Raw genomic sequence first — 15,157 nt, forward strand, 5'->3', positions numbered from 1 at the left:
GTGGGGTGGGGGTGCCAGACGTAAAGCGAAGCAGTCTGGCACCCCCACCCCGCAGGACCGTCACCGCACCCCAAAAGCCCCGCGCAGCGGACAAGACAAGTCGGCCTGGCCCCCGCGCAGCGGAAAGGCAGCGGAAGGGCAGCGGAAAGGCAGCGGAAACGCCGACGACACCACCCGCGCCGCAAGGCGCAAACAACAGCCACCCGCGCGGCGGGACAGCCAAGTACGTGGGAAGCAGCCCAAGCGCAGCGACTATCGTGGGCCGACGTGCAAAATTCGACCCACGGCGGGAAAGCCGAAAACGTGGGGCGCCGGCGAAGCGCAGCGCTGTGGCTGCTGTTGCCCTATGTGCTGTTCCTGGTGGTGCTGCCGCTCGTCAACCGGGTCACCCCGACCGTCCTCGGCCTGCCGTTCCTGTTCTTCTGGATGCTGCTCGCCACCCTGCTGACGCCGCTTGCGGTCTGGTTGGCGCGCCGCGGTGACCTGCGGCGCGGCCACGGCCGGGGCGAGGCGTCGAGCGGGGGCCGCGGGTGAACGCCACCGTCGCCACCGCGATCTTCGCCGGGTTCATGGTGCTGACCGTCGCCCTCGGGCTGCTCGCGGTCCGCGGCCGGGGTGCCGGCGGCGGGCTCACCGAGTGGTCGGTGGGCGGCCGGAGCCTGGGCACCGTCTTCATCTGGGTGCTGATGGCCGGCGAGAGCTACACGAGCTTCAGCTACCTCGGCGCCGCCGGCTGGGGCTACAACTTCGGTGCCCCCGTCCTCTACGTCCTGGCCTACATGTCCTGCGGCTACGCGATCGGCTATGTCGTCGGCCCGATGCTGTGGGCCTACGCCCGCCGCCACGGCCTGGTCGGCATCACCGACATCGTCGCCCACCGCTACCGCCGGCCCTGGCTCGGCGCCGCCGTCGCCGTCCTCGCCACCGTCTGCCTGCTGCCCTACATCCAGCTCCAGATCACCGGCATGGGCGTGGTCGTCTCGACCATCTCCTACGGCGCGATCAGCCTCAACTGGGCCTATTTCATCGGCTTCGCGGTCACCACCGCGTTCGTCGTCGTCAGCGGGCTGCGCGGCAGCGCCTGGGTGTCGGTCCTCAAGGACATTCTGGTCATCGTCACCCTCGGCTTCCTCGCGGTCTACGTCCCGCTGCACTACTTCGGCGGCTACGGCCCCTTCCTGGACCGGATCGTGGCCGAGAAGCCGCAGTGGCTGACCTTCCCCGGCCACGCCTCCGGCGGCCTGGGCCAGTCCTGGTTCATCACCACCACCGTGATCAACTCCCTTACGGTGGTGATCTTCCCGACCACCGTGGCCGGCTACCTGGGCGCCCGGAACGCCGACGCGCTCCGCCGCAACGCCATGTATCTGCCCTTCTACAACGTCCTGTTGTTCGTGCCGATGCTGCTGGGGCTGGCGGCGCTGTTCGTCGTCCCCGGCCTGAGCGGCGCCGGCTCCAACCTGGCGCTGTTCAAACTGGTCGTGGACTCCCTGCCGGCCTGGGCGGTCGGCGTGATCGGGGTCGCCGCCGCACTCTCCTCGATCGTGCCGATGGCGGTCTTCATGCTGGTCATCGGCACCATGTGGGGGCGCAGCGTGCTGGGCGCGGTACCGAAACTGGCGTCCCGTCAGAAACTCTGGTCGCAGATCGTCGTGGTCGCCGCCGGCGGCCTGGCGCTGCTCCTCACCTACACCGCCCCCAACACCCTGGTCCGCCTCTCCCTGATCTCGTACGAGGGCATGGCGCAACTGGTGCCGATGCTGCTGCTGGGACTGGTGTGGCGACGCCTGACGATGTACGCGGCGGTGAGCGGCCTGGCGGCCGGCTTCGCCCTGGTCTGCGTCCTGGTCTTCGGCGGCCACGACCCGATCTGGGGCATGAACGCCGGCATCGTCGGCCTCGCGCTGAACGTGGCGGTCGCCCTCGCGGTGACCTGGCTCGGCCCCCGGGAGCGCGCCGACGACCGCCCGGACGCCGAAGTCCTGGCGCTGGACGACGAGTTCCCCAGGGTCGAGAACGAGGCCGGGGCCGGGGCCGGGGTGCCCTCGGGCTGACCGGCCCGCGCCCGCTCGTTCCTCGGCCGCCGTGGTGCCAGGCTCTCGCCCGGCGCCCCGGCGGCCGCCCCCTCACCGTCAAGAGTGAAATCCCGAACGGACGGTCGTGATCGCTCGTGCGTACGGTTACCCTGGAACGGACGGTCAGACCGACGACCGCTGAGGCGTCGGTCGCGAAGCGCGGGGGAGCGCGGAGGGGGGAAGCCGGATGTTCCGCATGGCCGATGCCTGGCGGCTCTACACCAGCGCGCTGTTCTTCCTGCTCGCCGGACTCCTGCTCGCGCAGACCGGATTGACCACCACGCTGGCCGTCGCCGCGACCACCGCCGCGGTGCTGCTGCTGTGCAGCGCCCTCGCCCTGGCCGCCACCGCCCGCCCCGTACCACCGGGCCGCATACGCACGGCCATCCGCGACCGAGAGCGCCGCACGGCCTTCCTGTCCCAACGCGACCCCGACGCCGCGGGTCGCCCGCGCCCCCGAGCTCCCGGCCGCGCCCTCCCGACGACCGCGTAGCGCCCCGACGCGTTTCCGTACGCCACCCACGCACCAGCACGCGTACGCGTGCAGGGAGCCGTAGGCGTACGGATGCGAAGTACCGGACTCCACCGGACACTTCAGGGATTGCTCGGACTCCTCAGGTTGCACGGATTACGCGGATCAGCCATCCGCCCATCCGCCCAACCGTCCGTCCCGTAATGCTCCTGCGTCGGCGCGGGTCTGCGCGGTTCGTCCTGCCGTCTTTCCTTCCCTTCGGCACGACGAGACCCGTGGAGGGCTCAGCCATGTCCGTTTTCACCATCCTCGGCGCGGTGTTGGAACGCGCCGCCGAGGTCATCGAACCGCTCTTCGGCGGTGCGGCCACCGCCGCCGCCATCGTCCTGTTCACCCTCGGCGTCCGCGCCGCCCTGCACCCGCTCGCCCGGGCGGCCGCCCGCGGCGAGAAGGCCCGCGCCGCCCTCGCCCCCCAAGTCGCCGCCCTCCAACGCAAGTACCGCGGCGACCGCGAACGGCTCCAGCAGGCGACGGCCGACCTGTACGCCAAGAACGGCTCCTCGCCGCTGGCCGGCTGCCTGCCGACGCTGCTCCAACTCCCGGTCTTCTTCGTGATGTACTACCTCTTCTCCACCGGGAACGGCACCCTGCTCAGCCATACGCTGCTGGGCGCCCCGCTCGGCGGCACCTGGCGCCAGGCGCTCGCCGACGGTGGGGTGGCCGGCCCCCAAGGGCTGGTCTACCTCGCGCTGTTCGCCGTGATCACGGCGGTGGCCACCTGGAACTACCGGCGCGCCAAGGCAGCGGCGGCCGCGGCCCCGACCACCGCGGCGAACACCGCGACCCCCGGTATGGGCACCCTGAACAAGCTGATGCCGCTGCTGTCGTTCGGCACCCTGATCACCCTCGCGGTGGTGCCGCTGGCCGCCGGGCTCTACGTGGTGACCACCACGACGTGGACGGCCTGCGAGCGGGCCCTGCTGCACCGGGACCGCACGCCGGCCACCCGGCGGAAGTCGGTGCGGGGCGCCGCCGTTGAGCCCGACCGCGGTGTCGCCCAGGACGCCCCCGGGACGCCGCAGGGGCCGCAGGCGACCGGCGACGCCCAGGGGAAGCCGGCGCGCCGTGCCTCGTCGCGGTCGGGCGGGCCGAAGAGCCGGGCCGCGCGACAGCGGGCGGCGCGGGCCCGGGCCAACACCGCGGCGCGGGAGTCCCGGTCGGCTAAGCCGGCCGACGCGGACCGGGGCGGAAAGGGCTCCGGGCCGATCGTTACTACCTCTCAGTAACGGTCCAGTCCGTGAACGGGGTCTTGCGGAGTGGACCCCGTTCTTGGACGATCGGCCGAATCGCTCGATGGCCGTCCCCCATCGGCCGGTCTGGGGGACCCTCCCCCGACCGACCCTTCGACCACGGGAGTTGTGACGATGAAGCTGCTGCGTGTCGGAACGGTGGGGGCGGAACGCCCGGCGCTGCTCGATGCGGACGGCGCGTTGCGGGACCTGTCGGACCTGGTCACGGACATCGACGGCGCACTGCTCGCGGACCATACCGCGCTGACCCGGATCCGGGCCGCCGCGGCCGCCGGCGACCTGCCCGCGCTCGACGCGGACGGGCTGCGGATCGGCCCGCCGGTCGCCGGGATCGGCAAGATCGTGTGCATCGGGCTGAACTACCACGATCACGCGCGGGAGACCGGGGCCGCCACCCCCGAGGAGCCGATCCTCTTCATGAAGGCCCCGGACACCGTCGTCGGCCCCAACGACCCGGTGTTGATCCCGCGCGGCAGCGTGAAGACCGACTGGGAGGTGGAGTTGGCGGTGGTCATCGGCCGCACCACCCGCTACCTGGACACCCACGAGCAGGCGCTGGCGGCGGTGGCCGGTTACGCGGTCGCACACGACGTCTCCGAGCGCGCCTTCCAGATCGAGCGTGGCGGCCAGTGGGACAAGGGCAAGAACTGCGAGACGTTCAACCCGCTGGGCCCCTGGCTGGTGACCGCCGACGAGGTCCCCGACCCGCAGGCGCTCGGCATCCGCCTCTGGGTCAACGGCGAACTGAAGCAGAACGGCACCACCGCCGAGCAGATCTTCCCGGTGGCCGAAGTGGTCCGCTACGTCAGCCAGTTCATGACCCTGTACCCGGGCGACGTAATCAACACCGGAACCCCGGCGGGCGTCGCCATGGGCCACCCCGAACCCAAGCCGTATCTGCGGGCGGGGGATGTGGTGGAACTGGAGGTTGATGGGCTGGGGCGCCAATGCCAGGCGCTGCGCTTGGCTTAGCTTCCCACGTTGTTGGCTTTCCCGCCGTGCGGGGTGCTGTTGTTTGCGCCTTGCGGCGCTGGCCGATCCGCTGCGCGGGGCGGGGCGACTTGTGTCCGCTGCGCGGGGCTGTTGGGTGCGGTGACGGGCCTCCGGGGGCGGTAGGCCAGACTGCTTCGCTTTACGTCTGGCCTACCGCCCCCTCCGACCCGTCCCCTCCCGTTGAGGGGTGGATTTCCCTGGGTGGGGGCTGGTCCTTGTGGTCCCCTGACGGTCGCCGCTCGGTGGCTGGGGGCGCCCGTCCTCTGACGGTCAACACGCAGGCTCACGCGTACTCGTCCGCTGACGGTCACCGTTCAACCCAGCGGCCCGAGTTAACCCAGCTGCCCAAGTTGACCCGCTGGTACCCGAGTTGATCCACCAGCCCGGATTGCCCCACCGGCCTGAGTGGGCCCACCGGCAGGACGTGGCACCCACCGTTTTTTCCCACCCGCCCACGGGAGGGGGCGGGCCGGAGGGGTGGGGGTGCCAGACGTAAAGCGAAGCAGTCTGGCACCCCCACCCCGGAGGACCGTCACCGCACCCCGACAGCCCCGCGCAGCGGACAACCAGCCAGCGCCGCAGGCGCCACGGCGGGGAAGCCGACGACGTGGGCTGAGGCCCGCCCCGCGGCACCGCCCCGCGCAGCGGACAACAAGTCGCCCCGCCCCGCGCAGCGGATCGGCCAGCGCCGCCAGGCGCAAACAACAGCAACCCGCACGGCGGGAAAGCCAACTACGTGGGCGTCACGCTAGCCCCCGTCTCCGCGGAGCGCCTCGCCGCCTCCAGGACGCGCAGCGACCGCGCCACCTCCCTCGCGGAAACCGGCGGTTCACCGCCGCTCCGCAACGCGTGCGCGACGCCGGCGTAGTACGCGGGATAGTCGCCCGGAAGCGTAGGCACGGGTGAGCCACCCCCCGTCAGGGGGGATTCGCCGGCGCCCAGGCGACCCCAGCAGGACTCCGGTTCGACGCCCCACGCGTCCGCCTCGCCCTCGGTGCCGGGGCGGAGGCCGGCGCGCAGGGCGGCCTCCTGGGGGTCCAGGCCGTACTTCACGTAGCCGGCCCGGCTGCCCAGGACCCGGAAGCGCGGGCCGAGTTGGGCGGCGGTGGCGCTCACCCACAGGTGGGAGCGGACGCCGCCGGCGTGGGTGAGCGCGAGGAAGGTGTCGTCGTCGGCCTCCGCGCCGGGGCGGCGGATGTCGGTCTCGGCGTAGACGGAGAGTGCCGGGCCGAAGAGGGCCAGGGCCTGGTCGACGAGGTGGCTGCCGAGGTCGTAGAGGAGGCCGCCGAGTTCCGTCGGGTCGCCGGACTCGCGCCAGCCGCCCTTGGGTTGGGGCCGCCAGCGTTCGAAGCGGGACTCGAAGCGCTGCACGTCGCCGAGTGCGCCGTCCGCGAGGAGTTGGCGCACGGTGCGGAAGTCGTTGTCCCAGCGGCGGTTCTGGAAGACCGAGAGCAGCAGTCCGCGGTGGTCGGCGAGCGCGGCGAGGCGTTCGGCCTCGGCGGCGGTGGCGGCCAGCGGCTTGTCGACGACGACCGCGGTGCCCGCCTCCAACGCGGCGGTGGCGAGCGGGACATGCGTCTTGTTCGGCGAGGCCAGCACGATCAGGTCGAGCGCGCCGTCGGCGGCCCGGGCCAGTACCTCCTCGGCGGTGGCGACGGTGCGGACCTGCGGGTGTTCGGCGCGGGCCTGCGCCTGCCGTTCGGGGCTGCGGGTCGAGACGGTGTCGAGCCGCAGGCCGTCGGTGGCGGCGATCAGCGGAGCGTGGAAGACGGAGCCGGCCAGGCCGTAGCCGATCAGGCCGACGCGGAGGGGGGCGGTGCGGGACGCGGTGGCGGTGCGGGCTTCGGGGGCGCTCATGCGCACCACTTTCGCAACGGCGTTGCGAAAGTGCAAGCAGTGCGGAGAATGGAGGGCGTGAGCAGCAGCAACGTTCCTGAGGGCGGGTCCGAGCGCCCGCAGACCGGTATCCGGCCGGCCGGCGTCGCGGCGCCCGAGGCCGCCCGGGCCTCGCCCGTGCCCGGCGCCAATCTCCTCGCCCTGCGCGGGCACAACGCCGCCCTGGTGCTGGGGCTGCTGCGGGCCGCGGGGGAGGAGGGGGTGAGCCGGCTGGAGCTGGCGGAGCGGACCGGGCTCACCCCGCAGGCGGTCAGCAAGATCACCGCGCGGCTGCGGGCCGACGGCCTGGTCGCCGAGGCGGGCCGCCGGGCCTCCACCGGCGGCAAGCCGCGTACCGTCCTGCGGCTGGTCCCCGGCGCCCGGCACGCCGTCGGCGTCCACCTGGACCGCGACGAGCTGACCTGCGTGCTGGCCGACCTCGCCGGCCGGCCGGTCGCCGTCCGCCGCGCGCCGCTGGATTTCGGCGCCGGCGCCGACGTGGTGCTGGACGCCGTCGCGCACGAGGTCGCGGCGCTGCGGGCGGCCGCCGACGGCCCGCCGGTGCTCGGCGCGGGGGTGGCCTGCCCGGGGCCGCTGGACCATGTGACCGGCGTGCTGCGGCAGGTCACCGGCGCCCCGCGGTGGGACGGCTTCCCGCTGCGGGACGCGCTGGCGCACCGCCTCGGCCTGCCGGTCGTCGTCGACAAGGACACCAACGCGGCGGCCCTCGGCCTCGGCCGCGCGCCGGGGCAGGGCGGCGCCTCGTTCGCCTACCTGCACCTGGGGACCGGGCTCGGCGCCGGACTGGTCCTGGGCGGCGGCCTCTACCGCGGGCCGCACACCGGCGCCGGCGAGTTCGGCCACCAGGTCGTGGAGCTGGACGGGCCGCCGTGCGGCTGCGGGCGGCGCGGTTGCGTCGAGGCGCTGTGCCTGGCGGCGGTGGACCGCGGTGAACTGGCGCGGGCGGCAAGGGTGTTGGGGGTGGCCGCGGCCAACCTCGTCGAGCTGCTGGACGTCGACCGGGTGCTGCTCGGCGGCCGCACCGTCCTCGCGCACCCGGAGTGCTTCCGGGACGGCGTGGCCGCGGTCCTCGCCGAGCACGCGGCGCTGCGTGGCCGGCCGGGGGCGGCGTCCGGCGACGGCCGCGGGGGCGCGCCCGCGGTGCCGGTGGCGCTGGCCCGGGGTGGGTCCCGGGTCGTCGCGGACGGCGCGGCGGAGCTGGTGTTGGGCGGACTGTTCCGTTAGCGGGTCCGTTGGCGGGCGGCCGCGCGCCCCGGGGCGCGTAGCGGGCGGTCGCACGCATCGGGGCGCGTCGGGGCGGCGCTCCCCGGGGCGCCGCTGGTGCGAAGATCGCCGGGTGGAGTTCCCGTACGGCCAGGATCCTGGCGCACCCATCCGGTCCGGCGTCCCCGAGCACGGACGCATCCCCAAGTACTACGCGGCAAAGGTCGAAATCGCCGCCTTGTTGGCCGAGTTGGGCGAGGGCGAACCGCTGCCCGCCGAGCGCGAGCTGGCGCTGCGGTTCGAGGTGTCCCGGGAGACGCTGCGCCAGGCGCTGCGGGAGTTGGTGCTGGAGGGGCGGTTGCGCCGGTTGGGGCGTGGCACGGTCGTCGCCGGGCCCAAGATGGAGCAGCCGCTCTCGCTCGCCAGCTACACCGAGGGCGTCCGCCGCCAGGGCCGCACGCCCGGCCGGCACCTGGTCTCGCTCGACCGCTTCCCCAGCCCGCCGGCGCTCGCCCGCGACCTCGGGCTCGCCGCCGGCGACGCGGTCTGGCACCTGGAGCGGGTGCTGCTCGCCGACGACGAACGGGTCGGCCTGGAGAGCACCTACGTCGCGGTCGACCGGGCCCCGGACCTGGCGGTCGACTTCGAGCCGGACTCGTCCTTCTACGCCTACCTCCACGAGCGGCTCGGCATCGGCTTCGGCGACGCGGACGAGCGCCTGGAGACCGTCCTGGCCACCCCGCGCGAGGCGCTGCTGATCGGCACGCCCGGTGCGCTGCCGATGCTGCTGATCCACCGCTGGTCCCGGGACACCCAGGGGCGCCCGCTGGAGCGGGTGCGCTCGCTCTACCGGGGCGACCGGTTCTCCTTCACCACCCACCTCGGGAACGGGGGCGGGGGGCGGGGCGAAGGCCCTTAGGGGAATGGGGGGTTGGGCCCGTAGGGGGCGGGTGGGCCCCTTGCAGACCACTACCCAGCAGCGCCGGCCGCTACCCGAACATGCCGGCCACCAACCGGACTTGCCGACCACCACCCGCAACCGGAGGTGCCGACCGCCATCCGCAAGCGGCCCCGACCACTCCCCGGAAGTGCCGACCGCCACCCACAAGCAGCCCCGGCCACCACCACCCACAGATCACAAAACAATAACGGGTCTAGGCCAACCTTGAAGGGCTGTTAACCGACGCGACGCCGAACCTTCCCCCGTGAGTCACCCGCCGCCGCGACCGTCTGGGGCATGCGAGTCATAGTCGTCGGAGCCGGCGTGCTGGGAACCATGCACGCCTGGCAGGCAGTCGAACGGGGCCACGAGGTCCTCCACATCGAGCGGGAGGCCGAGGCCCGCGGCGCCTCGGTCCGCAACTTCGGGCAGATCTGGGTCAGCGGCCGCGCCGGCGGCGAGGAGTTGGACACCGCGCTGCGCGCCCGCGCACTCTGGGAGGCCATCGGCGCCCGCGTCCCGGGCATCGGCTTCCGCGCCATCGGCTCGCTCACCGTCGTCCGCAACGACGCCGAACGGGCCGTCGCCGAGGCCGCCACCCGCCGCCCGGACGCCGCCGCCCGCGGCTACCGCTACCTCGACGCCGACCAGGCCCGCGCCCGCAACCCCGCGCTGCGCGGCGAGTTCACCGGCGCCCTGTGGTGCGAACGGGATGCCGCCGTCGAACCCCGGGTCGCCCAACGCGCCCTCAAAGAGGCCCTGTTGGCGTCCGGCCGGTACACCTACCTCGGCGGCCGCGAGGTCCGCGAGGTGGTCGGCGACCGCGCCGTCCGTGACGACCACGGCGTCACGCACCACGGCGACGCGGTGGTGCTGTGCACCGGCGCCTGGCTCGGCGGGCTGGTCCGCGAGCTCGCCCCCGACCTGCCGGTGCGCCGGGTGCGGCTGCAGATGATGCAGACCGACCCGCTCGGCGAGGCGCTGACCACCTCCCTCGCCGACGCCGACAGCTTCCGCTACTACCCGGCCTACCGCGGCGACGCCCTCGACGCCCTCAACGCCGGCCAGCCGCAGGCCCCCACCGCCGCCGCCCACAAGATGCAGCTGCTGATGGTCCAGCGCGCCGACGGCGGCCTGACCATCGGCGACACCCACGAGTACGAGACGCCGTTCGCCTTCGACACCGTCGAGGAGCCCTACGAACACCTCACCGGCGTCGTCGAGACGCTCCTGGGCCGCCCGCTGCCCCGCATCCGCCACCGCTGGGCCGGCGTCTACGCCCAGTGCACCGACACCGGCCGCGTCGTCCACCGCCAACAGGTCGCCGACGGCGCCTGGTTGGTCACCGGACCCGGCGGTCGCGGCATGACCTGTTCCCCGGCCATCGCCGAAACCACCGCCAACACCCTGGGATGGTGAGCCCGTTGACGCACCCCACGCGCCCCGCGCGCCCCGAAGACACCCGGCTGGTCGTCCTCGACATGGCCGGTACCACCGTCGCCGACGGCGGCCTGGTGGAGCGGGCCTTCGACGCCGCCGCCCGCCACATGGGCGTCGAGCCCGGCAGCCCCGCGCACGCCGCACACCTCGCCCACGTCCGCGCCACCATGGGCGAGTCCAAGATCTCCGTCTTCCGGCACCTGTTCGCCGACCCGGGCGGCGATCCGGCCGCCACCGAGAAGGCCGCCCAACGCGCCAACCGCGCCTTCGAGTCCGCCTACGGCGCCCTGATCGACGACGGACACGTCGCCCCCGTCCCCGGCGCCCGCGACGCCATCGAAGCCCTGCAGAAAGCCGGCCGCACCGTCGTCCTCACCACCGGCTTCGCCCGGGTCACCCAGGACGCCCTCCTCGACGCCCTCGGCTGGCGCGACCTGGTCGCCCTCACCCTCTGCCCGGCCGACGCCGGCGGCCGCGGCCGCCCCTACCCCGACATGGTGCTGGCCGCCCTGCTGCGCACCGGCGCCGCCGACGACGTCGCGCAGATCGCGGTGGCCGGCGACACCTCCCACGACATGATTTCCGGCCGCCGCAGCGGCGCCACCGTCGTCGCCGGGATGCTCACCGGGGCCCACGACGCCGACCGGCTCCGCACCGCCGGCGCCACCCACGTCCTGGACTCCCTCGCCGAACTACCCGCCCTGCTGGGGGTGGTGTGAGATGCCCGCACCTGCCATGGCCCCCGCCCCGCCCGCCCCACACGCACCAGCCGCGCCCCCGCCGGCCTCCGGCATCCGCTTCGACCACGTCACCGTCGCCTACGGCCGCCACCACGAACACACCGTCCTGGACTCCCTCGACCTCACCGTCGAACCAGGCGAGGTGATGGCCCTCCTCGGCCCGTCCGGCTCCGGCAAGACCACCGCCCTACGGGCCGTCGCCGGCTTCGTCCGCCCGGTCTCCGGTCGCGTCCTGATCGGTGGCCGGGACGTCACCGACCTGCCGCCCCACCGGCGCGGCATCGGCATGGTCGTCCAGCAGTACGCGCTCTTCCCGCACATGAAGGTCGCCGAGAACGTCGCCTTCGGCCTCAAGGCACAGAAGGCGCCGCGCGCCGAGATCCCCGGCCGGGTCGCCGAGGCCCTGGAGATGGTCGGCATGGCCGGCCACGCCGAGAGGCACCCCCGGGAACTCTCCGGCGGCCAGCAACAGCGCGTCGCCATCGCCCGCGCGCTGGCCATCCGCCCCGGCGTGCTGCTGCTCGACGAGCCGCTCTCCGCGCTCGACGCCCAGCTCCGCTCCGGCATGCTCGCCGAACTCGCCCGCCTGCACCGCGAGTTGCCCGACCTCTCGCTCCTCTACGTCACCCACGACCAGGTGGAGGCGCTCACCCTCGCCGACCGGATCGCCGTCCTGGAATCCGCCCGGCTGCGCGAGTGCGACACCCCGCAGGCCCTCTACCGCAGCCCCCGCACCACGTTCACCGCCTCCTTCGTCGGCACCGCCAACCTGCTGCCGGTGACCGTGCGCGCCGGCGGCGTGGAGTTCGCCGGCCGCCACCTGACCGTCCCCACCGGCGACGCGGCCCCAGGAGCCACCGCCACCCTCTGCGTCCGCCCGCACCTGCTCGGCCTCCGCGCCGCCCCCGACGGCCGCGGCAACACCCTGCGCGGCACCGTCACCGAGGTCCAGTGGCGCGGCGCCACCCACCGGCTGTACGTCGCGGTCGACGGCCACCGCGTCCTGGCCGACCTGCGAGAACTGCGCGACCCCCCGCCGCTGGGCACCGAACTCGCCCTGCACTTCGCCCCCGAGGACGCCGTCCTCCTCCCCGCCGACCTCCCCGCCCCGACCGGCCCCGCGGACGCCGGAGCCCCTGATGCCTGACCGCGCCACCCTCCAGGCCGGCCCCCGACCCGGCCGCACCGCCGCCCTCTGGGCCCTGCCGCCGATCGCCGCCCTGGCCGTGGTGTTCCTCTACCCGCTGGCCCTGGTGGTCCGCCAGTCCCTCACCCCCGAGGACGGCGGCGGCCCCTCCGCCGCCCCGTACACCACGGTGCTGACCGCCACCTCCTTCCAGGACGCGCTCACCACCACCGTGCTGATCGCCGTCGGCGCCACCCTCGGCGCGCTCCTCCTGGGCCTCGCGCTCTCCCTGGTCATCGCCTTCGTCCCGTTCCCCGGCGGCAAGGCACTGGCCCGCTTCATCGACATCTTCCTGGCCTTCCCCTCCTTCCTGATCACCCTCGCCCTGCTCTTCCTCTACGGCACCGTCGGCATCGCCAACGGCCTCTGGACCGACGTCACCGGCGCCGCCCACGGGCCACTGGACTTCCTGCACACCCCCTGGGGCGTGCTGCTCGCCGAGGTCACCTACTTCACACCGTTCGTGATGCGCCCCCTCCTGGCCGCGTTCTCCCAGGTGGAGACCGCCCAGGTGGAGGCCGCCGGCTCGCTGGGCGCCCGCCCCTGGCGGATCGTGCGGACGGTGATCCTGCCCGAGGCGCTGCCCTCGCTGGCCGCCGGCGGCGCCCTCGTCCTGGTGCTGTGCCTCAACGAGTTCGGCATCGTGCTGTTCACCGGCGCCAAGAACGTCGTCACCCTGCCGATGCTCGTCTACACCAAGGCGATCCTCGACGGCGACTACACCGGCGCCTGCGTCGTCGCGGTCCTCAACATCGCGCTCTCCGTGGCCCTTTACGCCCTCTACCGGACGGTGATGTCCCGCACCACCGGCACCACCCGTCGCACTTCCCCCCGGACCCCCGCCAAGAACACCCCCACCCCGGCCCGCACCGCCCCCGTCCCCGCCCTCGCCGCAGGAGGCGCCGACCGTGCTCGTGCATAGCGCAGCCGCCCGCCGGCTCATCTGGGCGGCGTTCGCCCTCCTCTTCGTCCCGGTCTTCGCCCTCCCCCTGCTGGTCCTCGCCACCGCCTCGGTCGCCGGCGGCTGGAGCGGCGCCCTCCCCTCCGGCCTGACCCTGACGCACTATCAGGACATCGCCCAGGGCGACGCCCTCACCGCCCTGCTGACCAGCGTGCTCACCGCCCTCGCCGCCAGCGCGCTGGCCCTGACCGTCGGCACCTGGGCCGCCCTCGCCGCCGAACGGCTCGGTCGCCGCGCCCGCCGGATCCTCGACGCCCTCTTCCTGCTCCCGGTCGCCGTCCCCTCCGTCGTCGTCGGCCTCGCCCTCCTCGTCGCCTTCTCCCGCCCCCCGTTCCTCCTCAACGGCACCCCACAGATCGTGGTCCTCGCCCACACCGTGCTGGTCACCGCGTTCGCCTACCAGTCCGTCACCGCCGCCCTGGCCCGCCTCGACCCGGCCTACGAGCAGAGCGCCGCCGGCCTCGGCGCCCGCCCCGCCTACGTCCTGTGGCGGGTGAAACTCCCCCTGCTGCTGCCGTCCCTGACCGCCGCCGCGGGCCTGTGCTTCGCCCTGTCCATGGGCGAGTTGAGCGCCACGATGATGCTCTACCCGCCGGACTGGATGCCGCTGCCCGTCCAGATCTTCGCCGCCACCGACCGCGGCGCCCTCTTCGCCGGCGCCGCCCTCGCCGTGGTCCTCATGGCCACCACCCTGCTCGTCCTCCTCGGCGTCTCCCGCCTCCGCACCAGGGCCACCTACCGCTAGCCGAGCACCACCCCCGCCCCCCAACTCCCCTCCTCCCGCGACCCGTTCCAGGAGCCCCCGCCATGCCCAGTCGCCCGCCCCGCCGCCTGTCCCGCCCGCTCCTCGCCGGCGCCGCCGCCCTCACCCTGGCCGGCCCCCTCACCGCCTGCGGCGCCTCCGCCGCCGACCCCAACGCCAAGGAGATCACCGTCTACAGCGCCGACGGCCTCAAGAGCGAGAAGGGCGACGGCTTCTACGACAAGGTCTTCAAGGACTTCGAGAAGCAGACCGGCATCAGGGTCAACTACGTCGAGTCCGGCTCCGGCGCCGCCGTCCAGCGCCTGGCCCGCGAACGCACCAACACCAAGGCCGACGTCCTGGTCACCCTGCCGCCCTTCGTCCAACAGGCCGACGGCAAGGGCCTGTTGGACACCTACCGCCCCCAGGGTTCCGACCAAGTCGCCGCCGCCGACAAGGACCCGGGCGGCAAGTGGGTCTCCGTCGTCAACAACTACTTCTGCTTCATCTACAACAAGAAGGAACTGGCCAAGCCCCCGGCCACCTGGCAGGACCTCACCGACCACCGCTTCGCCGGCAAGCTCCAGTACTCCACCCCCGGCGTCGCCGGCGACGGCACCGCCGTCCTCATCAAGGCCCTGCACGACTTCGGCGGCCAGGGCCCCGCGATGGACTTCCTCAAGAAGCTCCAGGCCAACAACGTCGGCCCGTCCTCCTCCACCGGCCAACTCGCCCCCAAGACCGACAAGGGCGAACTCCTCGTCGCCAACGGCGACGTCCAGATGAACTACGCCAACACCAAGACCATGCCCCACCAGGGCATCTTCTTCCCCGCCGGCAAGACCGGCGCCCGCCCCACCACCTTCGCCCTCCCCTACGCCGCCGGCCTGGTCAAGGGCGCCCCGCACGCCGCCAGCGCCCGCAAGTTCCTCGACTACCTGCTCAGCAAGCCCGTCCAGGAGGAGGTCTCCGCCGTCGGCGGCGGCTTCGCCGCCCGCAAGGACGTCCACCCCACCGACGCCAACGCCACCGCCCTCGCCAAGATCATGAACGGCGTCGACGTCTTCCAGCCCGACTGGAACGACATCAGCAAGAACCTCGACACCTACGTCAACGCCTGGCGGACGGCCACCGGAAGCTGACCCCAGCTGCCCTCTCCGGGGCCGGAGCTGAGCCCCCCGGCTCCGGCCCCGCCCCGA

General features: G+C 73.7%; 14 protein-coding genes. 13 read left to right on the forward strand and 1 reads right to left on the reverse strand.

Going from position 1 to position 15,157, the window contains the following annotated elements; genetic code table 11:
- Positions 1–303: 303 nt before the first annotated feature.
- The 5 genes from ACFVFQ_RS15965 (at position 304) to ACFVFQ_RS15985 (ending at position 4,829) form a co-directional block, all read left to right on the forward strand.
- Positions 304–534, forward strand: coding sequence for a DUF3311 domain-containing protein (locus ACFVFQ_RS15965; protein WP_383415262.1), 231 nt, complete (start codon positions 304–306; stop codon positions 532–534).
- Positions 531–2,054 carry a sodium:solute symporter gene (locus ACFVFQ_RS15970; protein ID WP_383415265.1) on the forward strand — a complete coding sequence of 508 codons (1,524 nt, stop codon included), beginning with the start codon at positions 531–533 and terminating at the stop codon, positions 2,052–2,054. The genes ACFVFQ_RS15965 and ACFVFQ_RS15970 overlap by 4 nt, the downstream gene beginning before the upstream one ends.
- A 208-nt stretch (positions 2,055–2,262) precedes the next feature.
- Complete coding sequence (locus ACFVFQ_RS15975; protein WP_383415268.1) at positions 2,263–2,568, forward strand: DUF6412 domain-containing protein; 306 nt, start codon at positions 2,263–2,265, stop codon at positions 2,566–2,568.
- Between the two features lie 269 nt (positions 2,569–2,837).
- On the forward strand, positions 2,838–3,833 hold the full coding sequence (locus ACFVFQ_RS15980) for a YidC/Oxa1 family membrane protein insertase (protein WP_383415271.1): 996 nt from the start codon (positions 2,838–2,840) through the stop codon (positions 3,831–3,833).
- Positions 3,834–3,971: 138 nt separating this feature from the next.
- Complete coding sequence (locus tag ACFVFQ_RS15985) at positions 3,972–4,829, forward strand: fumarylacetoacetate hydrolase family protein (protein ID WP_383415273.1); 858 nt, start codon at positions 3,972–3,974, stop codon at positions 4,827–4,829.
- Between the two features lie 753 nt (positions 4,830–5,582).
- On the opposite strand, the gene ACFVFQ_RS15990 is transcribed toward ACFVFQ_RS15985, so the two are convergent.
- Complete coding sequence (locus ACFVFQ_RS15990; protein WP_383415276.1) at positions 5,583–6,707, reverse strand: Gfo/Idh/MocA family oxidoreductase; 1,125 nt, start codon at positions 6,705–6,707, stop codon at positions 5,583–5,585.
- Between the two features lie 48 nt (positions 6,708–6,755).
- Between ACFVFQ_RS15990 and ACFVFQ_RS15995 the strand changes: the two genes are divergently transcribed.
- From ACFVFQ_RS15995 to ACFVFQ_RS16030, 8 genes are all read left to right on the forward strand, one after another.
- Positions 6,756–7,970 (forward strand): ROK family protein, encoded by a 1,215-nt coding sequence (locus ACFVFQ_RS15995; protein WP_383415642.1) that lies wholly within the window; start codon positions 6,756–6,758, stop codon positions 7,968–7,970.
- Positions 7,971–8,082: 112 nt separating this feature from the next.
- A complete protein-coding gene (locus ACFVFQ_RS16000) occupies positions 8,083–8,868 on the forward strand; it encodes a GntR family transcriptional regulator (protein ID WP_383415279.1) in 786 nt (261 codons plus the stop codon).
- A gap of 318 nt (positions 8,869–9,186) precedes the next feature.
- Positions 9,187–10,308, forward strand: coding sequence for a TIGR03364 family FAD-dependent oxidoreductase (locus tag ACFVFQ_RS16005; RefSeq protein WP_383415282.1), 1,122 nt, complete (start codon positions 9,187–9,189; stop codon positions 10,306–10,308).
- On the forward strand, positions 10,302–11,048 hold the full coding sequence (locus ACFVFQ_RS16010; protein WP_383415287.1) for a phosphonatase-like hydrolase: 747 nt from the start codon (positions 10,302–10,304) through the stop codon (positions 11,046–11,048). Before ACFVFQ_RS16005 ends, ACFVFQ_RS16010 begins: the two co-directional genes overlap by 7 nt.
- A 1-nt stretch (position 11,049) precedes the next feature.
- Positions 11,050–12,216, forward strand: coding sequence for an ABC transporter ATP-binding protein (locus ACFVFQ_RS16015; protein ID WP_383415290.1), 1,167 nt, complete (start codon positions 11,050–11,052; stop codon positions 12,214–12,216).
- Complete coding sequence (locus ACFVFQ_RS16020) at positions 12,209–13,177, forward strand: 2-aminoethylphosphonate ABC transporter permease subunit (RefSeq protein WP_383415293.1); 969 nt, start codon at positions 12,209–12,211, stop codon at positions 13,175–13,177. The genes ACFVFQ_RS16015 and ACFVFQ_RS16020 overlap by 8 nt, the downstream gene beginning before the upstream one ends.
- Positions 13,164–13,961 (forward strand): ABC transporter permease, encoded by a 798-nt coding sequence (locus ACFVFQ_RS16025; protein ID WP_383415295.1) that lies wholly within the window; start codon positions 13,164–13,166, stop codon positions 13,959–13,961. Before ACFVFQ_RS16020 ends, ACFVFQ_RS16025 begins: the two co-directional genes overlap by 14 nt.
- 62 nt (positions 13,962–14,023) lie before the next feature.
- Positions 14,024–15,100, forward strand: a complete 1,077-nt coding sequence (locus ACFVFQ_RS16030; protein ID WP_383415298.1) for a 2-aminoethylphosphonate ABC transporter substrate-binding protein — start codon at positions 14,024–14,026, stop codon at positions 15,098–15,100.
- The last annotated feature ends 57 nt before the right edge of the window (positions 15,101–15,157 follow it).

Source organism: Streptomyces sp. NPDC057743 (genome assembly GCF_042798755.1).
Classification (GTDB): Bacteria; Actinomycetota; Actinomycetes; order Streptomycetales; family Streptomycetaceae; genus Streptomyces.